This window comes from Allobosea spartocytisi (assembly GCF_014764685.1).
Taxonomy (GTDB): domain Bacteria; phylum Pseudomonadota; class Alphaproteobacteria; order Rhizobiales; family Beijerinckiaceae; genus Allobosea; species Allobosea spartocytisi.
In genome coordinates this window covers 55,760-76,091 of record NZ_JACXWY010000020.1, presented here as the reverse complement: position 1 = coordinate 76,091, position 20,332 = coordinate 55,760, and the positions used below count along the sequence as shown (strand labels likewise).

At 66.2% G+C, this 20,332-nt stretch carries 19 protein-coding genes and 1 pseudogene; 10 read left to right on the top strand and 10 right to left on the bottom strand.

Annotation, left to right across the window (positions count from 1 at the left end; all coding sequences use genetic code 11):
* Positions 1-236: 236 nt before the first annotated feature.
* Complete coding sequence (locus tag IED13_RS23355; RefSeq protein ID WP_191125630.1) at positions 237-1,142, bottom strand: LysR family transcriptional regulator; 906 nt, start codon at positions 1,140-1,142, stop codon at positions 237-239.
* 132 nt (positions 1,143-1,274) lie between these two features.
* Between IED13_RS23355 and IED13_RS23350 the strand changes: the two genes are divergently transcribed.
* A complete protein-coding gene (locus tag IED13_RS23350; protein WP_191125629.1) occupies positions 1,275-2,462 on the top strand; it encodes an MFS transporter in 1,188 nt (395 codons plus the stop codon).
* Positions 2,463-2,485: 23 nt separating this feature from the next.
* Entirely contained in the window at positions 2,486-3,574 is a 1,089-nt protein-coding gene (locus IED13_RS23345; RefSeq protein ID WP_191125628.1) for an alpha/beta hydrolase, read from the top strand.
* A gap of 214 nt (positions 3,575-3,788) precedes the next feature.
* On the opposite strand, the gene IED13_RS23340 is transcribed toward IED13_RS23345, so the two are convergent.
* From IED13_RS23340 to IED13_RS23320, 5 genes are all read right to left on the bottom strand, one after another.
* Positions 3,789-4,520, bottom strand: a complete 732-nt coding sequence (locus IED13_RS23340) for a DUF108 domain-containing protein (protein WP_191125627.1) — start codon at positions 4,518-4,520, stop codon at positions 3,789-3,791.
* A 91-nt stretch (positions 4,521-4,611) separates the two neighbouring features.
* Complete coding sequence (locus IED13_RS23335) at positions 4,612-5,007, bottom strand: carboxymuconolactone decarboxylase family protein (RefSeq protein ID WP_191125626.1); 396 nt, start codon at positions 5,005-5,007, stop codon at positions 4,612-4,614.
* A 45-nt stretch (positions 5,008-5,052) separates the two neighbouring features.
* A complete protein-coding gene (locus IED13_RS23330) occupies positions 5,053-5,400 on the bottom strand; it encodes a RidA family protein (protein ID WP_038363375.1) in 348 nt (115 codons plus the stop codon).
* A 26-nt stretch (positions 5,401-5,426) separates the two neighbouring features.
* Positions 5,427-7,748, bottom strand: a complete 2,322-nt coding sequence (locus IED13_RS23325; RefSeq protein WP_191125625.1) for a molybdopterin-dependent oxidoreductase — start codon at positions 7,746-7,748, stop codon at positions 5,427-5,429.
* Between the two features lie 35 nt (positions 7,749-7,783).
* Positions 7,784-8,530 carry a GntR family transcriptional regulator gene (locus IED13_RS23320; RefSeq protein WP_191125624.1) on the bottom strand — a complete coding sequence of 249 codons (747 nt, stop codon included), beginning with the start codon at positions 8,528-8,530 and terminating at the stop codon, positions 7,784-7,786.
* A gap of 607 nt (positions 8,531-9,137) precedes the next feature.
* On the opposite strand from IED13_RS23320, the gene IED13_RS23315 reads away from it, so the two are divergent.
* The 7 genes from IED13_RS23315 to IED13_RS23285 all read left to right on the top strand — a co-directional run bounded on the left by IED13_RS23315 (position 9,138) and on the right by IED13_RS23285 (position 16,723).
* A complete protein-coding gene (locus tag IED13_RS23315) occupies positions 9,138-10,202 on the top strand; it encodes an ABC transporter substrate-binding protein (RefSeq protein WP_191125623.1) in 1,065 nt (354 codons plus the stop codon).
* A gap of 12 nt (positions 10,203-10,214) precedes the next feature.
* Entirely contained in the window at positions 10,215-11,291 is a 1,077-nt protein-coding gene (locus tag IED13_RS23310) for an ABC transporter ATP-binding protein (protein WP_133560799.1), read from the top strand.
* 1 nt (position 11,292) lies between these two features.
* Complete coding sequence (locus IED13_RS23305; RefSeq protein WP_191125622.1) at positions 11,293-13,119, top strand: ABC transporter permease subunit; 1,827 nt, start codon at positions 11,293-11,295, stop codon at positions 13,117-13,119.
* Between the two features lie 30 nt (positions 13,120-13,149).
* On the top strand, positions 13,150-13,872 hold the full coding sequence (locus tag IED13_RS23300) for an aspartate/glutamate racemase family protein (RefSeq protein ID WP_038363369.1): 723 nt from the start codon (positions 13,150-13,152) through the stop codon (positions 13,870-13,872).
* A gap of 64 nt (positions 13,873-13,936) precedes the next feature.
* A complete protein-coding gene (locus IED13_RS23295) occupies positions 13,937-15,052 on the top strand; it encodes an NAD(P)/FAD-dependent oxidoreductase (RefSeq protein WP_191125621.1) in 1,116 nt (371 codons plus the stop codon).
* Complete coding sequence (locus IED13_RS23290) at positions 15,036-15,329, top strand: (2Fe-2S)-binding protein (RefSeq protein ID WP_038363363.1); 294 nt, start codon at positions 15,036-15,038, stop codon at positions 15,327-15,329. The genes IED13_RS23295 and IED13_RS23290 overlap by 17 nt, the downstream gene beginning before the upstream one ends.
* Entirely contained in the window at positions 15,326-16,723 is a 1,398-nt protein-coding gene (locus IED13_RS23285; RefSeq protein WP_260368471.1) for an FAD/NAD(P)-dependent oxidoreductase, read from the top strand. The genes IED13_RS23290 and IED13_RS23285 overlap by 4 nt, the downstream gene beginning before the upstream one ends.
* A gap of 82 nt (positions 16,724-16,805) precedes the next feature.
* Here IED13_RS23285 and IED13_RS23280 read toward each other — a convergent pair whose 3' ends face one another.
* Positions 16,806-16,967 carry a hypothetical protein gene (locus IED13_RS23280; protein WP_191125619.1) on the bottom strand — a complete coding sequence of 54 codons (162 nt, stop codon included), beginning with the start codon at positions 16,965-16,967 and terminating at the stop codon, positions 16,806-16,808.
* Between the two features lie 75 nt (positions 16,968-17,042).
* Complete coding sequence (locus tag IED13_RS23275) at positions 17,043-17,357, bottom strand: MarR family winged helix-turn-helix transcriptional regulator (protein ID WP_248312734.1); 315 nt, start codon at positions 17,355-17,357, stop codon at positions 17,043-17,045.
* Positions 17,358-17,488: 131 nt separating this feature from the next.
* Here IED13_RS23275 and IED13_RS29280 point away from each other — a divergent pair, with 131 nt between their 5' ends.
* Positions 17,489-18,685, top strand: a complete 1,197-nt coding sequence (locus IED13_RS29280) for an FUSC family protein (RefSeq protein WP_318652308.1) — start codon at positions 17,489-17,491, stop codon at positions 18,683-18,685.
* Here the strand turns inward: IED13_RS29280 and IED13_RS23265 are convergent.
* Positions 18,676-19,341, bottom strand: a pseudogene (locus tag IED13_RS23265) (transposase); the annotation flags it as partial. The gene IED13_RS29280 and the pseudogene IED13_RS23265 overlap by 10 nt on opposite strands.
* Before the next feature lie 11 nt (positions 19,342-19,352).
* Positions 19,353-20,315 (bottom strand): M14 family metallopeptidase, encoded by a 963-nt coding sequence (locus IED13_RS23260; protein WP_191125617.1) that lies wholly within the window; start codon positions 20,313-20,315, stop codon positions 19,353-19,355.
* Positions 20,316-20,332: the final 17 nt, after the last annotated feature.

The window sequence follows — 20,332 nt, the reverse complement described above, 5'->3', positions numbered from 1 at the left end:
TGCTCTGCCGGAGCTTTCTCCGGCACCGATTTCTGTCTCATCTGCGCTCCTGAATGGCTGCGATGATCCAGAAATCCTCCCTTCCCGAAAATCCCGAATCTGTCTCAAGGGCGCTGACGGCGGACAGCATCCTCCATCGGGACGCCGCATCCGAAGCGCAGCATACTCCACCTGTCGCTCGTCTGATGCACCACGAGCTGACCTTGGCGCATTGCCCGAAAGCGGACCCCAACGATTCAGGGACCTGCCGGACGTCGGTGGCGCAATGCCTCGACGATCACCTTGAAGGCCGGGAGATTCTGTCGGCGGCTGGGATAATAGAGGAAATAGCCGTCGAAGAAGGGCGACCAGTCGTCCAGCACCTGGACCAGTTCGCCCGATGCGACCTGACGCTCCACGATATCGTTCGGTACGTAGGCGATGCCGTAGCCGTTCACCGCCGCATCGATCATGGCGTAGGAATTGTTGAAGGTGAGCTGACCGCTGACCCGGACGCGCAGCTCCTGTCCATCCTTCTCGAATTCCCAGGCATAGAGTCCGCCGGCTGTCTCGTGGCGCATGTTGATGCAGACGTGCCGGATCAGATCCTGCGGATGTTGCGGTACGCCGTGCATGTCGAGATACGCAGGCGATGCCACGGCCACCAGCCGCCAGTCCGGGCCGATCCGCACGGCGATCATGTCCTTCTCGACGCTCTCGCCCAGCCGGACACCGGCGTCGAAGCCCTCCTCGACGATGTTGCGGAAGGTGCTGTCGAGGATCAGCTCGACATGAATGTCGGGATAGTTCCGAAGGACTGGCTTCAGCTTCGGCCAGACGACGCTTTCGAGGGCGTGGTCGGAGAGCGTCAGCCTGATCGAGCCCGATGGCTTGTCACCCAGCGCCGTCAGCGCCGCGATCTCGTCCTCGATTTCGGCGATCCGCGGCGTGATGGTCTGGAGCAGGCGCTCGCCGGCGACGGTCGTCGCGACGTTGCGCGTGGTGCGGGTTAGAAGGCGAACACCCATGCGCTCTTCGAGTTGCTTAATGGCGTAGCTGATCGTCGACTGCGCGACGCCGATCTTCGCCGCCGCCCGGGTGAAGCTGTGCTCCTCGGCGACGACCTGAAACCACCTGAGCTGGTTGAGATCGGTCTTGTCCATAAGGCTTCCCGGTTCTGGCGCAGGCGAGATTAATCGATTTCATCGATTAGTTCATTCAAATTCAGACGGGTAATCGTTCGAAGGTTGAACCGCTATTTTGCACTGCAGCAACGGATGCAGGAGCGAAGCAACATGGCGGTCACCGCCGTATCGCATGAAGGAACCAAGTCGATCGCCTCCTGGGGCGCCGTCCTCTCGATGGCGCTTTGCGTGGCGCTGCTGATCGCCTCGGAGTTCATGCCGGTCAGCCTGCTGACGCCAATGGCCGAAGGACTGCGCGCGACCGAGGGTCAGACCGGACAGGCGATCTCGATCAGCGGTCTCTTCGCGGTCGCGGCGAGCATGATCATCACCACCGCCGCCGGGACGCTGAACCGCAAATGGGTCCTGGTCGCAATGACCGCCTTCATGTTGGTCTCGCTGCTACTGGTCGCAGTCGCCCCGAACTTCGCCGTCCTGATGCTCGGTCGCGCCCTGCTCGGAATCTGCATCGGCGGTTTCTGGGCCTTGGCGACGGCCGTTATCATGCGGCTGGTTCCGGAGAGCGAGGTGCCGCGCGCACTGGCGCTGATGTATGGCGGCCAGGCCATCGCGGCGGCCTTCGCCGCGCCCGTCGGCAGCTATCTAGGCGGCCTGTTCGGCTGGCGCTCCGTGTTCTGGGCGCTGACGCCGATCGTCGCCGTCAACCTCGTCTGGCATCTGCTCGCGTTGCCCTCACTCCCGGCGCGCCAGCGGCAGGATGTCCGGACCATGCTCGGCCTGCTGAAGCGCCCGTATTTCCTGCGCGGCCTCGTCGCCTCGATGCTGTCCTGGGGCTCGGCCTTCACGATGTTCACCTATCTGCGCCCGTTCCTGGAGCTGGTGACGGGGGCGGATGTGACGACGCTCTCCATCCTGCTGCTGGTGCTCGGCTGCGCCGGCTTCGTCGGAACCTGGGCTTCCGGTCGGTTTCTGAGCGGCAGCGTGGCGCCTCTCCTCAGACTTCCCGCGCTGCTGATGGGCGGCTGCACGCTCGGCCTCCTGCTGCTTGGCGGCTCGGTCGTCGCGGCCGGAGTTTTCCTGGCGGTTTGGGGCGCCATGAACACCGCCATGTCGGTGATCTGGATGACCTGGATGTCGCAGAACGCAGACGATGCGCCGGAGGCCGCCGGCAGCCTGATGGTCGCCGCGATCCAGGCCTCGATCCTGCTCGGCGCCGTGGTCGGTGGGCTGTTGCTCGATGGCCTGTCGATCTTCGCGACCTTCATGGGGAGCCTGATCCTGGCCGCCATCGGCGTTGCGCTGATCGGCAACGGTCGACGCCTGCTGAAGCCCGAATAGTCACAGAAGAACGGGAGATATCGATGAATACCAATACAGCCCCGGCGTCGACCCCACGCCTGGACCGTCGCGATCTGATGAAACTGACCGGTGCGGGCGCCGCCGTCTTGGCAGCCGCCCCTCTCTTCAACCTCTCCAACGCAAAGGCTCAGAGCATGCCAGCAGACTGGGACAAGACCTTCCCGAAGAGCGAGAAGGTCGATCACCAGAAGGTCTCCTTCAGGAATCGCTACGGCATCACCCTGGCGGGCGATCTGTACCTGCCCAAGGACCGGGCCGGCCGGCGGCTGGCGGCGCTGGCCGTCGGCGGTCCATTCGGCGCGGTGAAGGAACAGTCATCGGGGTTGTATGCGCAGACGATGGCGGAGCGCGGCTTCGTCACTCTGGCCTTCGATGCATCGTTCACCGGCGAAAGCGGTGGCGAGCCCCGCAACGTTGCCTCGCCGGATATCAACACCGAGGATTTCAGTGCCGCCGTCGACTATCTCGGGCTTCATCCCTCCGTGGACCGCGAGCGGATCGGCGTCATCGGCATTTGCGGCTGGGGTGGCATGGCCTTGAATGCGGTCGCCGTGGACAAGCGGGTGAAGGCCGTCGTCGCCAGCACGATGTATGACATGACCCGCGTCATGTCGAAGGGCTACAATGACAGCGTGACGCTCGAACAGCGCACGCAGGCGCTGGAGCAGATGAGCCGGCAGCGCTGGGAAGACGCCGCGAACGGAACCCCGGCCTACCAGCCGCCCTACAACGATCTGAAGGGCGGCGAGGCGCAGTTCCTGGTCGACTACCACGACTATTACCGGACGCCGCGCGGATACCACCCGCGTGCGGTCAACTCGGGCCATTCCTGGACCCGGACGACGCCGCTATCGTTCATGAACATGCCGCTCCTGACCTACATCAAGGAGATCTCGCCACGCCCGGTCCTGCTGATCCATGGCGAAAAGGCCCATTCGCGCTACTTCAGCGAAACCGCCTATGCGGCCGCAGCCGAACCCAAGGAACTGATGATCATCCCGGGAGCCAGCCACGTCGATCTCTATGACAAGGTCGACGCGATCCCGTTCGACAAGCTGACCAGCTTTTTCAACCGGCATCTGGCCGCGTGACGAAAGCCGGGATCGAAGGAAGTGGCGGCGATCCGAGCGCAACCGCTTCCCTTGGCAAGGAGTGCATCGAATGACACCGGGCACAAACCTTCGTCGCGCCTTGGGCGGCTTGACTTCCGGGTCTTCGCCCATTTCGGCCCTGGCAAATATCCGTTCAAGCTGGCATCGCCCGCGGTTCATTTCCGCGAGCGAGCGTCTCAACGAAGACAGCACGTCAGCCGACCCAAATCGGGCGGTAGCCATTCCGCAGGGCAGCGATGGCACTGGCGGCCACAAGCATGGTACCGCGCTCCGCGTCCGTCACCGGATCGATGCAGACACGAAATGACCCGTAGGCGCCGTCGGCCTCGATGGCGAATCTGCGCTGCTCCCCGTCGCCAACCGCGACGTGATCGACCGGCGTCCGGTCCAGGCCGCGCGAGGCGAAGGCGGCGGTGGCAATGACGTTCACGCCACGGCTCCTGCCAACGACGGAGCGTGCATCGTCGATCACCCCCGACGCAACCGGATTCGACGCCGTGCAGGCCAAGATCGAAACAGTCGAGTCGGGGTCGACCGCCATGGCGGAAAGCGCGTCCAACCCGCCGATCGCGCCCGGCAGCAATCGCAGGCGATGCCCCGTCTGCCCCGCGACCTCGCGCAGATCCCGTTCGAGCGCCGTGGAGACGAGGGCCGCGGCCCCGACCGTCCAGACGTCGGCAAGACGGAGAAGATCGGCTCCGTAAGCGTTGAGTGCGCTCGGCCCGGTGAAGTCGATCAGAAGGTCCGGCGCCAATGCGCCGATGCCGGCAAGCGTGTCGACAACAGGGAAATCCACCTTGTCGGCCGCCGCGACATTCCGCTTGAGGACACCGACGACTTGCCAGTGCGCATCATCCTCCGCCGTCCGCAGGCTCAGGAATGTCCTGGCGATACGACCCAGCCCGACAAGACCCACACGAAGCATCGTTCCACCCTCGCGCTCGGAGGAAAATTCCCCGGAGGCGCGACACGCCGCCGGGTGCCTGCGATCGACCGATCGCTGACGACCGCCGTGGCTATCTCTCGAAGGCCGGGTCGATCGGCACGCGATACCCGTTCACCAGTCGGTTGGTTTCGTTCGCCATGCCGACGACCGCAATCAGTTCCTGGAACTGTTCCCGCGTCATGCCCGCCTTGGCGGCGGCGGCGCTGTGGCTCGCGATGCAGTAGCCGCAATTATTGGTCACGCTGACGGCGACGTAGATCATTTCCTTGACGAGGGGGTCGAGCGCGCCCGGCGCCATCACCTCCCGGACGCTGTCCCAGGTCCGGCGCAGGGTCTTCTCGTCATTGGCGAGGTATTTCCAGAAATTGTTGACGTCGTCGAGCTTCCGCGCCGACTTGATCTCGTCATAGACGGCTTTCACCGCATCGCTGGCTTCGCTGTATTCGATCGCTTTCGGGCGAGGCATCGGCTGTCTCCCAGGGTTCATGCGGCCGGATTGCTTTCGGGGCCGTCACGCGGCCGCGACGACCATGATCTCGACGAGGATATCGGGGTAGGCCATGTCGCCCGTGACGCAGGCGCGCGCCGGCGCATTATCCGGATCGACCCAGCCGTCCCAGACCTCGTTCATGGCCTTGTAGTCGTCCATCGACTTCAGCCAGATGATGCTCGACAGGATCTTGGTGCGGTCACTGCCGCATTGCGCGAGCATGTCGTCGACCTTCGCCAGCGCCTGGGCGGTCTGGCCGGCCACGGAGACCGAGCGGTCATCCGCCACCTGCCCCGCGAGATAGACCGTGCCGTTATGCACCACGGCGCGGCTGCGGCGCCCGTTCGAATCGGCTCTCTTGATCAGCATGGATATCTCCGCGCGGGTTGGCGTCGTTAGGAGCGGTTGACGATCGGGGGCGGGTCGAAGGCGGTCACGGGCGGCACATCGCCGTCGTGGCGCTCGATCTCGACGAGGCAGGATTGCGCGCTCGGCCCCTGCCCCAGGCGCGACGTCCCCAGATCATGGGTCAGGACGTTGGGGTTGCCGTGCTTTTCGAGGCTCCCGGAGACACCCGGCATCGCCGGGTCGAACCAGGCGCCGGTGGCGAGCTGCAGGACGCCGGGACGAACCGCCTCGGACAGCACGGCCGCCGCAAGGCAGGCGCCGCGATCGTTGAACAGGCGGACGATGTCGCCATCGCCGATCCCGCGGGCCTGGGCATCGGCCGGATGAATCCGCACCGGCTCGCGCCCCCGGATCTTGGCGGCGCGGGAATGCGAGCCCTGATCGTATTGGCTGTGGAGCTTGGTCTTGGGCTGGTTGGAGATCAGATGCAGGGGGAAGCGCGCCGCCTTGCCGGCGCCGAGCCATTCCCGCGGCTCGAGCCAGGCCGGGTGGCCCAGGCAATCGTCGTAGCCGAATGAGGCGATCCTGTCGGACCAGATCTCGATCCGGCCGGACGGCGTTGGCAAGGCGTTGGCGGCAGGGTCCTGCCGGAACGCCTCGAACAGGGATGGCTGCCGTTCCGGCTCCGGGAAGAGCAGCGCCCCCTCCTCCCAGAAGGTCTCGAAATCGGGCGGGTTGAAACCCAGCCCCGCGAGACGCTCCTGCGCCGTCTCGTAGAGGAAGCGCAGCCACGCCTCCTCGGCCCGCCCCTCGGTGAAGGTCGCTTCCGCGCCCAGCGCGGCAGCCAGCGCACCGAAGATATCGTAGTCGTTCCGGGCCTGCCCGAACGGCGCGGCGACCCGGTGCGAAGCCGCGAGAAGGCGATCGCGGCTGGAGCAGACGATATCGTTGCGTTCGAGCTGGGTGGTCACCGGCAGGACGATATCGGCATGGCGGGCGAGTGGATTCCACCAGCTCTCATGAACGATCGTCACCTCCGGCCGCTTCCAGGCTTCGAGGAAGCGGTTGAGATCCTGATGGTGGTGGAAGGGGTTGCCGCCGGCCCAGTAGACGAGGCGGATATCGGCATAGCGCCGCTCCTGCCCGTTGAACTGATAGGGTTCTCCCGGCTTCAGCAACAGGTCCGAGATCCGCGCCACCGGGATGTAGTCGTCGACGCCGTTGCTCCCCTGCGAGAAGGACGGCCAGGCGAGGTCGAGGATCGGATTGCCGATACCGTTGACCGAACCGTAGCCGATGCCGAAGCCCCCGCCGGGCAGGCCGATCTGGCCGAGCATCGCGGCAAGCGTGATCGCCATCCAGCAGGGCTGCTCGCCATGATCCGCACGCTGCACCGCCCAGGCCAGCATGATCATGGTCCGCTGGGCCGCCATCCTGCGGGCGAGGCTCCTGATCGCTTCGGCATCGATGCCGCAGATCGCGGCCGCCCACTCCGCCGTCTTGGCGATGCCGTCGCTCTCGCCCGAGAGATAGGGCAGGAATTTGTCGAAGCCGGTGGTGCAGCGCGCGAGGAAGGCCTTGTCGTGCAGCCCCTCGCTCCAGAGCGTGTGGGCGAGGCCGAGCATCAGCGCGGTATCGGTATTGGGCGCGATCGGCAGCCAGGTGGCACCGAAACGCTCCTCGACATCGTCCCGGATCGGCGTGACCGATATGAGCTCGCCTCCGTTCGCCGCGAAGGCTTCCAGGCTCTCGGCCAGGATGTGGCGGCCGATCCCGCCCGAGCTCACCTGCGAATTCTTCAGCGGCAGGCCACCGAACATCACCAGCATCCGGGCGTGGCGGATGATGACGGGCCATGAGGTGTGATCGGTGACGAGCCCGCGGCGGTCGCCGACGACATGCGGTACGATCGCATCGGCGGCGGCATAGCTGTAATTGCCGACGGAGCGGGTATAGCCGCCGATGGCGTTGAGGAAGCGGTGGATCTGGCTCTGGGCGTGATGGAAGCGCCCCGCGCTGGCCCAGCCATAGGAGCCGCCGAAGATCGCGCCGTTGCCGTGCTCCTTGCGGACCCGGTCGAGCTCGCCGGCCGCGATGGCGATGGCCTCGGGCCAGTCCACGGCCACGAAGGGCTCCGCGCCGCGCCCTGCCCCCGTCGCGCGATGGCCCTTTTCGAGGAAGGAGGCCCGGATCATCGGCTTCTCGATCCGCGTGGGATCATCGAGCGCGCCGATCATCGACCGGGCGATGGGAGAGGGCGCCGGGTCCTGCTCGAAGCCTTCCAGCTCGGCGGGCCGGCCCTCGGACATCCGCACGCGATAGGTGCCCCAATGGGTGGCGACGGTCGGTCGTGCGGGCGTCTTCAGCATCGTCGTCGCTCTTAGTCCCGGAGGTCAGCGGATGGTCAGGCGGTCCTTGCCAGATCGGCCGGCTTCACCGCCTCGGCTTCTGCAGCGTCGGAGGAGACCATGCGCCAGGCGAAGCCGAGATGCTCCGAGACCAGCCGGGCGAGCTCGGGCGCATTGCGGCTGAGGAAGGCCTCGGCGATCGGCTCGTGCTCGTTGAAGGCCTTCGCCCAGTTCTCGGCCTGCAGAACCCCGAGATAGCGGGTGCGGTAGAGGCGCAGATTGAGCTGCGCGTGCATCTCGATCAGCACAGGATTGTGCGATGCCGCGGCAATCGCGAGATGGAAGGCCTGGTTGGCGTCGAAATAGGTATAGCGGTCGCCGGCATGATAGGCCTCCGCCATGGTCGCGAGATGCCGGCGGATCGTCTCGTCGTCCAGCGGCGTCGCCTTTTCGCAGGCGAGTTCGGCCGCGAAGACGTCGAGGCGGACATAGACCTCGAGCAGATGTCGGATCTCGTCATCCGACAATGCGACCACGACGGCGCCGCGGTTCGGGATGATCTCGATCAGCCGCTGCGTCGCCAGGATCTGCAGAGCCTCACGCAGCGGCGTCCGCGATATCCCGAACTGCTCGGTCAGCGCCTTCTCCCGGATCCACTCGCCCGGCTTGATGTTGTCGTGGATGATCTCGGAGCGGATATGGTCCGAAATCTGCTGGGTCAGCGATTTCGGCGCCACGACGATCGCCGGCCGCCGGGCGCTCACCGCCGTCACGGCACCACCGGGCATTGCCGGCTTGTTCATGCGCGTCTCCCCGTCGAACCGCTGGTCGATGCGAAATCGAATGCGGCGCAAATTTGATGTTGTAAACCTACATGCCTTGCGTATTGTCGACAACATGAAATCGACAATGACCATGTGATGGGGTCGATGGCCGCATCCTCGCTCCTCAGCCGAAGGACAGTGGCGGAGCCCATTTCGTCCGCCTCGGCCTCGGGCCGGCGCGATCGGCGGCTCGATCGACGTTCTCTCGCACCGCATGTCGAACCCCGCATGAGATGCGGCGGCCCGGGCATAGCGGCGGTCGTTCCCGGGATTCGAGATGCCGGTGCTGGCATGCCGTCCATCGGGACAGCGATCATCCAGCTAAACTTTTCCCAACCTCGCCGTAGCGAGCGTATCGCTTTCCTGAAAGCGACCGGGCACGACGTATTCGTAGATTATTCTACCACAAACGGACGCGAATTCAGTCATTCCATCCCTCGCGGAAGCAGAGAATCGAGCGTAGATGGATTCGTCCGCTTTGAAAAACAGATTGACCTGTTTGAAGAACAGTCTCCAATTTCGACGCAGGCATAGATGACCATCGAAGACCATTTCTCCACCTGACTCCAAGAAAAAGGGGAATGTCATGCCGGATCACTCGTTCGTTCGTAATGGAATTTCGCGGCGCGGCCTTCTCGGCGGTGGCGCCGGCCTGATCGCCGCGCCCTTCATCATCCGCCCGGCTTCCGCCGCCGAGCGGATCACCGTGGCAGATCCCGGCGGCGTCTACGTCACCGGCTTCACCCCCGCCTTCTATGCGCCCTTCCGCAAGACCGGCGCCGAGCTCGTCAACGTCTCCCGCGACTCCGAGCCGACCAGCCAGGTGAAGGCGCAGGTCGACGCCAAGTCCTATGTCTGGGACGTCGTCTCGATCACCCTGTCGTCACGCAAGCTGCTCTCGGATGCCGGGCTGCTCGAGCCATTGCAGTTCTCGGGCGCGGATTACGACGAGCTTCTGCCGCTGGCGAAGCAGCCGGACTGGCTGGGCACCAACGTCTATGGCAGCGTGCTGGGCTACCGCACCGACAACATGAAGGCCCGCCCCTCGAACTGGGCCGATTTCTACGACGTCGCCAGGTTCCCCGGCCGCCGCGCCCTGCCGAAGAGCCCGATCCATACGCTCGAAGGGGCGCTGCTGGCGGATGGCGTCGACCCGAAAAAGCTCTACCCGCTCGATGTCGACCGGGCCTTCAAGAAGCTCGACACGATCAAGCCGCATATCGCGGTCTGGTGGACGAGCTTCACCCAGACGACGCAGCTCCTGCAGAGCGGCGAGGTCGATTTCCTGCCCTCCAGCAATGCGCGCATCCAGGCGGCGATCGACAATGGCGCGCCGGTCGAGATCATCTGGGATGGCGGGCTCTACGGCATGGAAGGCTGGGCGATTCCGAAGGGCTGCCCGCGGGCGGAGCTCGCCAAGAAGTTCATCGCCTCCTGCGCCAATGGCGAGCGGCAGGCGCTCTATACCAAGGCGCTGGCCTATGGCCCGACCAACCAGACGGCGTTCAAGTTCATCGACCCCGCCCGCGCCAAGCAATTGCCGACGGAGCCGGCCAACTTCACCAAGCTGATCCCGAGCAACGACGAATGGTGGGGCGCGAACAAGGACAAGATGTTCGAGCGCTTCAACGCCTGGCTGCTCCGTAGCTGAGGCGCAGGCCCGATGTCGGAGAAGCTGCGAACCGAACAGGTCACCAAGCGCTACAACGACGTGGCGGCGCTGCAGCCGACGACGCTCTCGATGCGCGACGGGGAGTTCCTGACGCTGCTCGGGCCGTCCGGCTCGGGCAAGACCACGCTCCTGTCGCTGATCGCCGGGCTGACCGAGCCGACGGGTGGCGACATCTGGATCGACGGGCGGCGAGTCACCGACGAGCCCTCGGCGAAGCGCGGGCTGGGCATGGTCTTCCAGAACTATGCCCTGTTCCCGCATCTCTCGATCTACGAGAACATCGCCTTTCCGCTGCGCATGCGCCGGATGGGCGCGGCCGAGATCGACGCGGCGGTGCGCCGAGTGCTCGACCTCATCCATCTGCCCCATGTCGCGGAGCGCCTGCCGCGCGAATTGTCCGGTGGCCAGCAGCAGCGGATCGCGTTGGCGCGCTGCATCGTCTACGAGCCCTCGATCATCCTGATGGACGAGCCGCTCGGCGCCCTCGACAAGAACCTGCGCGAGCACATGCAGACCGAGATCAAGCGTCTGCATGTCGAGCTCGGCATCACCATCCTCTACGTCACGCATGATCAGGAGGAGGCGCTGTCGATGTCCGACCGCATCTGCCTGATGAACAATGCCCGGGTCGAACAGATCGGCACGCCGGCGGAATTGTATTTTAAGCCGGCCTCGGTGTTCGCGGCCGGATTCCTCGGCGAATCCAACATCGCCCCTGCGAAGGTGCTTTCGACCGGAACGGAGACCCTGCTCGGTTCTGCCGACGGCTCGACGATCAAGGTGGCGGCCGATGCCGGCCACCGCACCGATGCCGAGGTCAACTGGATGGTGCGGCCGGAACGGCTGAAGCTCATCCGCGACGGCGAGGCGCATGAGAACATCCGGCGCGGCCAGTTGCTCGACGCCGTCTTTGTCGGCGGCTTCACCAAGATCAATGTCCGGCTCGACGACGGCACGACCCTTCTCGCGAAGGAGCTGACATCCGGGCAGCCGCTGCCGGAGCGCGGGCAGAGCGTGACGCTCGGCTGGTCCGCCGCCGACGCCATCGTGCTGCCGCCGGGCGCCTGACATGACGGCCATGTCCGCGCGCGATTACGAACCCGCCCCCGTCGCCGAGCCCGCGATATCAGCGCTTCAGCCGCGGCTACGCCGCGCAAGGCCGCTCCTGCCACTGCTCCCGCTCTTCGCCTTCCTGGCGCTCTTCTTCTTTTTCCCGGTCGGGCAGATCCTGTCGCTGTCGCTGTTCGACCAGGGCGGAGCGATCACCTCCGCCAACTTCGCCAAGGCCTTCTCCGATCCGCTCTATTTCGACGTCCTGCTGATCACCTTCAAGATCGCCGGCTGGACCACGGTGATCTCGGTCGTCGGCGGCTTCCCGGTCGCCTATTATCTGGCAAACGCCGCGCCCCGCAGCCGCAACGCGCTGGTCATCTGGGTTTTGCTGCCGTTCTGGACCAGCTTCCTGGTGCGGACCTTCGCCTGGATGATCCTTCTGGGGCGGAACGGCGCGGTCAACCAGCTCCTGCTCGCGCTCGGCATCGTCGATGCGCCGGCCTCGCTGATCTTCAACCTCACGGGCACGCTGATCGGCATGTCGCATGCGATGCTGCCGCTCGCGGTCATGACGATGCTGCCGGTGATGCAGACGATCGACGGCAACCTGTCGCGCGCCGCGGAGACGCTCGGCGCCGGACGCGCCCAGATCTTCTGGCGCATCTATATCCCGCAATGCATGCCGGGCATCAGCGCCGCCGCGATGATGGTCTTCATCAGCTCGCTCGGCTTCTTCATCACCCCGGCCCTGCTCGGCGGCGCGCGCGAGACCATGCTGACGCAGGTGATCATCACCCAGATCCAGGAGTTGCTGAACTGGCCGGCGGCCAGCACGCTCTCGGTCCTGCTGCTCGCAGCCTCGATCCTGGTCTTCGTCGCCTATGACCGAGTCGTCGGACTGTCGAGCCTGGCCGGCGGCTCCGCCGACCGCTCGGCGCGGACGGTCTCGGCCTGGTCGCGCACTCTCGACGTGATCGGCCGGGCGATCGTCAACGGCCTCGGCAGCCTCTGTGCCGGCATCGGCGCGGTCTTCGCCTGGCTGCTTCCCGCGCGCGCCTTCCGCGGGTTCGGCCGGGGCAGCAGCCTCGCGCTGTTCCTCATCGTCGTCGCCTTCCTGCTGATCCCGACGCTCTTCGTGATCCCGGCCTCCTTCACGCCGGGCAATGCGGTGCAGGCCAATCCGGGCGGCTTCTCGCTGCGCTGGTACGAGGCCGTCTTCGCTTCCTCCGACTGGACCAGCGCCGCCTGGAATTCGCTCGTCGTCGGGCTGGCTTCGGGCGCCGTGGCGCTGGTGCTGGGCACGATGGCGGCCTTCGCGATGGCCTGGAACCGCTTTCCGGGCAAGACCGCCGCGCTCGCGGTGATCCTCTCGCCGCTCATCGTGCCGCGCATCGTCATCGCGGTCGCCCTGTTCTTCCTCTATTCGAAGCTCGAACTGGTCGGGACGGTGTCAGGGCTGGTCATCGCCCATGCCGTGCTGGCCGTGCCCTATGTCGTCATCACCGTGATGGCGGTGCTCGCAACCTATGACCGGCGGCTCGACCAGGCGGCGGCGGTGATGGGCGCGAGCCGGTGGCAGACGCTGCGCCGGATCACCTTGCCGATCATCAAGCCGGGATTGCTCTCCGCCTTCCTCTTCGCCTTCGTCACCTCCTTCGACGAATTGACGGTGGCGCTGTTCCTGACCGGCGGCTCCTTCAACACGCTGCCGCGCCAGATGTGGTCGGACCTGCTGCTCCAGATCAATCCGACGCTCGCGGCCGTCGCGACCTTGCTGCTGGTGCTGATGACCGGCCTCCTGTTCCTCAACGAGCGGTTCCGGCGTTCGGCCGGCCGCCACTGACGCCCACGCGGCACGATCCGGAAGGGTTCCATGCGCAACAACCTTCGCCAGAAGACCTATTACGGCGTCACCGTCGGCATCCTGATGGTCAACAGCCGCTTCCGGCGCTGGCCGGGCGATATCGGCCATGCCGGCACCTGGGACTTTCCGGTGCAGTACAAGATCGTCCACGACGCCGTGCCCTCGCGCATGACGGAGCTGCACCAGTCCAGCCTGCTCGAACCGTTCAAGCGCGCGGCGCAGGAGCTGATCGATGCCGGCGTCGACGGCATCACCACGACCTGCGGCTTCCTCTCGATCTACCAGCGCGAGCTCGCGGATTTCTGCTCCGTGCCGGTCGCGACCAGCGCGCTGCTGCAGGTGCCGATGGTCGAGCGCATGCTGCCGACGGGCAAGAAGGTCGGCATCCTCACCTACAATGCCGAGGTGCTGAACGGCCCCTATCTGCGCGCCGTCGGCATCGCCGAGGACACACCCGTCGTCGGCCTGCCGCAGAGCTCCGAATTCGTCCGCAGCATCCGCGAGGGCGACGACACCGTTCCCTATGACGTGCTGCGCAACGAGGTGCTCGCCGCCGCGGGCGATCTCCTGAGCCGGCATCCCGATGTCGGTGCCATTGTCGGGGAGTGCACCAACCTGACGCCGTTCAGTGCCGATATCGCCGAACGCTTCGGCCTGCCGGTCTTCGACGCGGTCACGATGGTCAATACCTTCCATGCGGCGCTGAAGCCGCGGCGCTTCGGCACGGACTGACCGTCGACGCTGCCATGAAACGCGCTCGGACCTATTCGCCCTGTGACGACATGGGCAGGGCCGCATGAGGAGCCCGCACAAGACGGGAATCGCCGTTATCGGCGGCGGCATCGTCGGCGCGAGCGTCGCCTATGGTCTCGCCGCCCGCGGTGAAAAGGTGACGCTGTTCGACGAGGGCGACATCGCCTTTCGGGCGGCGCGCGGCAATCTCGGCAATGTCTGGGTCCAGGGCAAGGGCGCGGGCGGCCCGGCCTATGCCGACCTGACCCGGCGGGCGGCGAAGGATTGGGACGATTTCGCCCACGATCTCGGGGCCGAGAGCGGGATCGACCTGCATTTCCGGCGGCCCGGGGCGTTCTTCTTCTGCTTCACGGAAGCGGAACTGGAACGCCGCAGCAAGACGCTGACCGATCTGGATGCCCAGGCCACGGTGCCGAGCCGGTTCGAGGTCATGGACAATGCCGGCATCCGCAGGCTGCTGCCCGAGGCCGGCCCCGCGGTGGTCGGGGCGACGTTCTGCAGCGACGACGGCACGACGAACCCGTTCCATCTGCTGCGCGCCCTGCTGTCGGTGTTCGAACGGCGCGGCGACTACCGGCCCGGCCACCCCGTGGAGCGCCTTGCGCCGGACGGCTCGGGTTTTCGGGTGGAGACGCCTCAGGGCGACTGGCTGGCCGATCGGGTGATCCTGACCGCCGGGCTCGGCAACAAGGTACTCGCACCCGGGCTGGGCCTGTTCGCTCCGATCCGTCCCGTCCGGGGCCAGATTCTGGTCACGGAGAAACTGAAGTCTTTCCTGCGCTACGGGATCAGCTTCATCCGCCAGACGGTGGAGGGCGGCGTCATCTTCGGGGAATCCTCGGAAGAGGCCGGGCTGGACGATCGCACCACGCCCGATGTCATCCAGACGACGGCCCAACGCGCCGTCGCCGCCTTGCCGCTGCTCGCCAATGCGCAGGTCGTGCGCAGTTGGGCAGCGCTGCGCGTGATGTCGCCGGACGGCATGCCAGTCTATGCCGAGTCGGCGGCCCATCCGGGCGCCTTCCTGGTCACGGTCCATAGCGGCGTCACGCTCGCGCCGTTCCATGCCGGCCCCCTTGCCACCGCATTGTCCGCCGGCCGGCTGGATCCGGCCTGGCAGCCTTTCTCATCGGATCGCTTCAGTGTTCCAGCGTCTTGACCTCCGGGAATTCGATACCTCGTTCACCTTCGCGGGCAGAGCCATTCCCGCCCGCGAAGGGGAGAATCTCGCTGCGGCCATTCTGCGTGCCGACATCAAGGCCTTCCGCAGCACACCGCGATCAGGGGCCCCGCGCGGCCCCTATTGCATGATGGGGGTATGCTTCGAATGCCTCGTCACGGTCGATGGCGAGCCCAATCGGCAGGCCTGCCTGGAGACCGTGCATGGCGGTATGGTCGTCGAGCCGCAGGCGGGCGCCGCGGAGATCAACCGGTGACCGCCCCGTTCGACGTCGCGATCATCGGCGCGGGGCCGGCCGGCATGGCGGCTGCCGTCATGGCCCGGAAGCAGGGTCTGAGCTGCGTGGTGTTCGACGAGGCCGGCCGACCCGGTGGCCAGATCTATCGCGCCGTTACCGAGCGGCCGGAACGGGATCGCCAGGACATCCTGGGACCGGACTATTATGCGGGTCTCGACCTGGTCGAGGCCTTCCAGCGCTCCGGCGCGGAGCATCGCGCCGGGACGATGGTCTGGTCCATCGCGGAGGGAGAGATCCATTGGCGCTCGCGCAGCGGCTCGGGCGTGACCTTCGCGCGCCGGATCGTCGCGGCGGCCGGTGCGATGGAGCGTCCCTTTCCGCTCCGCGGCTGGACCTTGCCCGGCGTGATGACCGCCGGCGCGGCCCAGATCCTGCTGAAATCCGCCGGGCTGGTGGAGGACGACATTGTCTTCGTCGGTTGCGGGCCGCTGCTCTACCTCGTCGCGGCGCAATATTGTCGCGCCGGCCATCCGCCGCGGCTGATCATCGAGACGACGCCGCGGGGGAATCTCGGCGCGGCGCTCCCGCATCTCCCGCGAGCCCTTCTCGCCGCCCGCTATCTGTTCAAGGGGCTCGGTCTGATCCGCGAGCTGCGGGCCGCGGGCGTTCGGATCGAGCGCGGCGTGGAGCAGGTGGAGCTCGAAGGCGAGGACGCCATACGCGGCGCGAGATGGCGTATCGGCGGGCGCTGGCAGCGCGCCGATACGGGCCGTGTCGCGCTCCATCAGGGCGTCGTGCCCAATGTGAATCTCGCCATGGCTCTGCGCTGCCGGCACCTCTGGGACGAGCGCCAGCGCTGCTGGCGGCCCGCGCTCGACGAGTGGAACCGCTCCAGCCAGCCCTGGCTCTGGATCGCCGGCGACGAAGCCGGAATCGCCGGCGCCGTTTCGGCGCGGCTGAGCGGCGCGCTCGCCGCACTCGACATCGCCCGCGACCTCGGCGCGATCGACGAGCGGGAACGCAACAGGGCCGGCACTCCTTTGCGGGCGGCACTCGGGCGCGACCGCGCCGTCAGGCCGTTCCTGGAGACGCTCTACCGGCCGAGCGACGCCTTCGTCGTGCCGCAGGCGGACGACGTCATCATCTGCCGCTGCGAGGAGGTGACGCGCAGCGAGATCGCGCGGGTCGTGAAGGAGGGCGCGGCCGGCCCTAACCAGGCGAAGGGATTCCTCCGCTGCGGGATGGGACCCTGCCAGGGCCGAATGTGCGGGCATACGGTCACGGAGACGATGTCCGCGCTGAGCGGGAAAGGCCAGGAGGAGATCGGCTACTTCAGGCAGCGCATGCCGATCAAGCCGATCACCACAGGCGAGATCGCAGCCGCAGCCCCATTCGACGGGGAAGGCGCGTGAAGCGGCTCGAAGAACCTCATGAGCGGGGCGATCCGCATGAGTTCTATGAGCCGATCGATAGACGCCGAAGGGAGCGAACGAATTAGGTGCCGGTTGATGCGCCGTGGCCCATCTCGTCATCCGCGATGCGCAGGAGCTGACCGCTGCGCTGGAGCGGGCCGAGGAACTGCTGGGCTGTACCACCGCTAGCGACGAAGAACGCGAGCGCGCGGCAGTCGCCGATGCTGTCGAGACCTATCGGCAATCCAAGCGCCGGGCCGAATCCCGCCTGGTCATTCGCCTTCGGCCGGAGCCGCCGAAATCCGAACCCTGGAGGCTGTCATTCTGCAGCCGCTTCATCACCAGGGCCGCGGTGGAGGGCAAGCTTGAGCATGGCCTCAGACGAAGAGAACAGCAGATCGCGCTCCTCCTCGTTCAGCACGGCTGCGATGGCGTTCTCCAACCAGACCCGCCGCGCATGAATATCGTCGGCCAACACGCGCCGCCCTCGATCGTTGAGGGCAATGAGGATTTCGCGCCGATCGGCATCGCTTCGGGCTCTGACAATGAGGCCCTCCTGCTCCAGACCCGCGAGGATGCGAGTCAGTGACTGGGGCTGAAGACGTTCCTCGGTAGCGAGCTGGGTGGCGGCCATAGGGCCAAGCCGGCTTAGGGTTCCGAGGATGCTGACAGCGGACAGGGTGACCGAACCCTTCGGGCGCTCTGCTCGCAGCCGGCGGCCGAGCGCCAGAACGGCCCGCAGAATCGATATGGCTTCCTCACGGGATGAACTTTCCATATAGTACGCATAGCGTATTATATCGGGAGGCACCAGGACATCCGGAGCGAATGCCGAACCTGAGCACAAGAGCGCATCTGCGGGAGGCTTTTCGCTGGTCCCCTGACGGGAACATCGAGGTCGCCGCGATTCTTGCGGCGGGGCTGGGCATGGCCTGCCCGGTGCTTCTCGCCATGCAGAGAGGGCACCTCGCGCTGGGCCTTGCTGCGGCCATCGGCGGCCTCGCGGTGGGGCGCGTGGAGATTGGCGCAGGCTTGCAGGCACATGCCAAGAGCGAGCTCGATGCGCTCGTTCCCATAGTTCTCGCTGCGCTTTGTGCAGCCCTTCTTGGAGGATATGGCTGGCTGAGCAATGTCGGGCTGCTCCTGCTTTCGGGCATCGCTGCGGTGATCAGCGGCTTCAGTCGCTTCATGGTCGTAGCGGCGACCCGTTTTGTCCTCTTCCTGATGATTGTGAGCGCCGTGCCGCCGGCTGCGGAACCCGTGCGCGCATTGACGGCGCTGGATTTTGTGGGGCTGATTTCCGCGGGTGCGTTTTGGACCTCCGGGCTCAGCCTGCTTTTCGGCGCCCTCGCCCGCCGAACCCGGCAAGCAGCGCCGGAGCCCGCCGATGCGCCAGTCCGGGTCCCGACGGCACGACAGAAATTCGTCCGCTGGCAACGCTCGCTCGCCGCACCGGCCGGCTGGAGCTACCCTGCAAGGCTGGTCACTTGCCTGGCGATTGCTACGGGGCTGGATATCGCCTGGCCCAACCATCATTTTCACTGGATCGGGCTGACCGTGGCGATCCTGACTCCGCGGCACGTGGAGACTGTGCCGATCAAGGCAACACAGAGGGCGCTTGGCACGGCACTCGGGGTTGCCGCGGCAGGGATCTTCCTGCGGCTGGGACTGCCCGCCTGGGCTCTCGTGGTCGCCATCGGGCTTCTGGCCGCTGTGCGCCCTGTGCTGCGGGGCGGCAATTATCTGGCCTACTCGGCTGTGATGACGCCGCTGATCATCCTGCTCATCGACGCCGGCCGGACGTTGGAGAACGATCTGCTGCTCGATCGTCTCGTCGCCACGCTGATCGGCGCATCACTCGTGGTTGGCGCCAACTTGTTGTTCGTCCAATTCACTGCACGACGAAACGAAAACACGTCCCCGCCCGCAATCGCCCGGTCCCTCGACGACGGTGAGCCGTAGGCGCCGTCGGCGGCGAGCTTGGCCGGCCACAGGCCGAAGCGCTCTTGCGTCCAGTCGAGCATGGTCCGGGTCGAGCCGACCTCGGCCTGCCGGATCGCGCGGCTGGCCTCGACCTCGACGATGACGGCGTGATCGAGATCGATCAGATCGTTGGTGGCATAGGCGAAGAAGGCCTGGCCCTTCAGGGCTCCGGTCCATTGCGCCGCCGGATCGGTGCGGGAGACGAACTTCGGCTAGGCCTCGCTGGCCGCGCCCCAGGTGGCCTCGTCGAGCGTGTCGAGATACTCGCGCACCGAGCGGCGGGTCCGGGCGAGATCGTCCCAGTCGACCGGCTCGGAGGCTTCGGCCGAACGCTGCTTGTTGGCATCAGCCTTGATCAGGCTGGCATCGACCGCAAAGCCTTCGCCGCCGACCAGCCCCTCCGCGATGCAGAGCCGCACGGGCGTCTCGAACAGCTCGCGCAACAGATCGCTCTCGCGGAAGCGGCCCTGCCGGTTCTTCGAGAAGGTCGAGTGATCAGGCGCGCCGCCGTCGAGCCCGGACCGACAGAACCAGCGGTAGGCCAGGTTCAGACGCACCTCCTCGCACAGGCGGCGCTCGGAGCGGATGCCGAAGCAATAGCCGATCAACAGCATCCGGATCATTCGCTCCGGATCGCTCACTTTGCCTAGATCAGGCTGCCTATGTTTCCAACGAGCTGCCCCTTGGCCACAAAAGCATGCTCGGTTTGCCGCAGGACGAAGCCGGACACCGGCGCCTTGATCTCAAGCGCATTCGCGGAAACGCCGCCAATCGGGTGCAGTCGCGCTACTAGTTGCCCACTTTCAACCTTGTCGCCGAGCTCAATGCAATGTTCCACCAGTGCAGGCGCAGGAGCGAGATATTGCCCGTCCGACCCGGCGCTGAAATGCACGCCGGCAAAGGGCACGGGCTCTAGCTGCGGCTTGATCGCGCCGAAATCGGCGAGCGCGCGCAGGAGGCCGTCCTCCATGATCGTCAGCTCTTCGGATTTCATCCGGCCGCCGCCGCCCTCGACCTCGATCGAGGCGAGATCGGCGAGCTTGGCGGCACCGCAGGCCGTCTCGTCGATGCCGTCGACATGCTGGACGAAACGGTAGCCCCAGGCTTCCATCAGCCGATTCAGGCGGGCATCGTCGACCACGCTCTTCTGCGTCGCGAAGCCGAAGACCATCGGCACCACCGAGACGTCGCTGCCGCCGGCATGAACGTCGATCAGCAGATCGACGACGGGGAAGAGCCGCTCCGTCACGAAGGCGCAGAGCCGTTCCGTCGGCGTGCCGTCCGCCTTGCCGGGGAAGCAGCGGTTCATGTTCTGGCCGTCGAAGGGAGAGAGGCGCTTGCCCTTCTGCGAGGCCGGGAAATTGAGCGAGGGGATGATGATGACGCGCCCGCTGACATCGGTCGGCGTCAGCCGTTCCGCCAGGCGGCGCAGCACGATCTGAGCCTCGTATTCGTCGCCATGGATGCCGCCGAGCAGCAGCACCGAGGGGCCTTCGCCATTATTGATGCAGCAGAGGATCTCCCCTGCGATCCCCTCCGGTGGTCCCGCGATCGGGCCGAGGTCGTGGACGGTCTTACCGGGGCGGGCGGGGTCGAAATCGGTCAGCATGAATCCAGATCCTGTCC

What these genes read in the sequence shown, in the direction of transcription:
- IED13_RS23315 (WP_191125623.1), top strand. Translation starts at nt 9,138, where the DNA reads ATGCCGGATCACTCGTTCGTTCGTAATGGAATTTCGCGGCGCGGCCTT.
- IED13_RS23325 (WP_191125625.1), bottom strand. Translation starts at nt 7,748, where the DNA reads ATGCTGAAGACGCCCGCACGACCGACCGTCGCCACCCATTGGGGCACC.
- IED13_RS23300 (WP_038363369.1), top strand. Translation starts at nt 13,150, where the DNA reads ATGCGCAACAACCTTCGCCAGAAGACCTATTACGGCGTCACCGTCGGC.
- IED13_RS23335 (WP_191125626.1), bottom strand. Translation starts at nt 5,007, where the DNA reads ATGCCTCGCCCGAAAGCGATCGAATACAGCGAAGCCAGCGATGCGGTG.
- IED13_RS29280 (WP_318652308.1), top strand. Translation starts at nt 17,489, where the DNA reads ATGAACTTTCCATATAGTACGCATAGCGTATTATATCGGGAGGCACCA.
- IED13_RS23320 (WP_191125624.1), bottom strand. Translation starts at nt 8,530, where the DNA reads ATGAACAAGCCGGCAATGCCCGGTGGTGCCGTGACGGCGGTGAGCGCC.
- IED13_RS23330 (WP_038363375.1), bottom strand. Translation starts at nt 5,400, where the DNA reads ATGCTGATCAAGAGAGCCGATTCGAACGGGCGCCGCAGCCGCGCCGTG.
- IED13_RS23340 (WP_191125627.1), bottom strand. Translation starts at nt 4,520, where the DNA reads ATGCTTCGTGTGGGTCTTGTCGGGCTGGGTCGTATCGCCAGGACATTC.
- IED13_RS23305 (WP_191125622.1), top strand. Translation starts at nt 11,293, where the DNA reads ATGACGGCCATGTCCGCGCGCGATTACGAACCCGCCCCCGTCGCCGAG.
- IED13_RS23260 (WP_191125617.1), bottom strand. Translation starts at nt 20,315, where the DNA reads ATGCTGACCGATTTCGACCCCGCCCGCCCCGGTAAGACCGTCCACGAC.
- IED13_RS23275 (WP_248312734.1), bottom strand. Translation starts at nt 17,357, where the DNA reads ATGGCCGCCACCCAGCTCGCTACCGAGGAACGTCTTCAGCCCCAGTCA.
- IED13_RS23295 (WP_191125621.1), top strand. Translation starts at nt 13,937, where the DNA reads ATGAGGAGCCCGCACAAGACGGGAATCGCCGTTATCGGCGGCGGCATC.
- IED13_RS23345 (WP_191125628.1), top strand. Translation starts at nt 2,486, where the DNA reads ATGAATACCAATACAGCCCCGGCGTCGACCCCACGCCTGGACCGTCGC.
- IED13_RS23355 (WP_191125630.1), bottom strand. Translation starts at nt 1,142, where the DNA reads ATGGACAAGACCGATCTCAACCAGCTCAGGTGGTTTCAGGTCGTCGCC.
- IED13_RS23310 (WP_133560799.1), top strand. Translation starts at nt 10,215, where the DNA reads ATGTCGGAGAAGCTGCGAACCGAACAGGTCACCAAGCGCTACAACGAC.
- IED13_RS23350 (WP_191125629.1), top strand. Translation starts at nt 1,275, where the DNA reads ATGGCGGTCACCGCCGTATCGCATGAAGGAACCAAGTCGATCGCCTCC.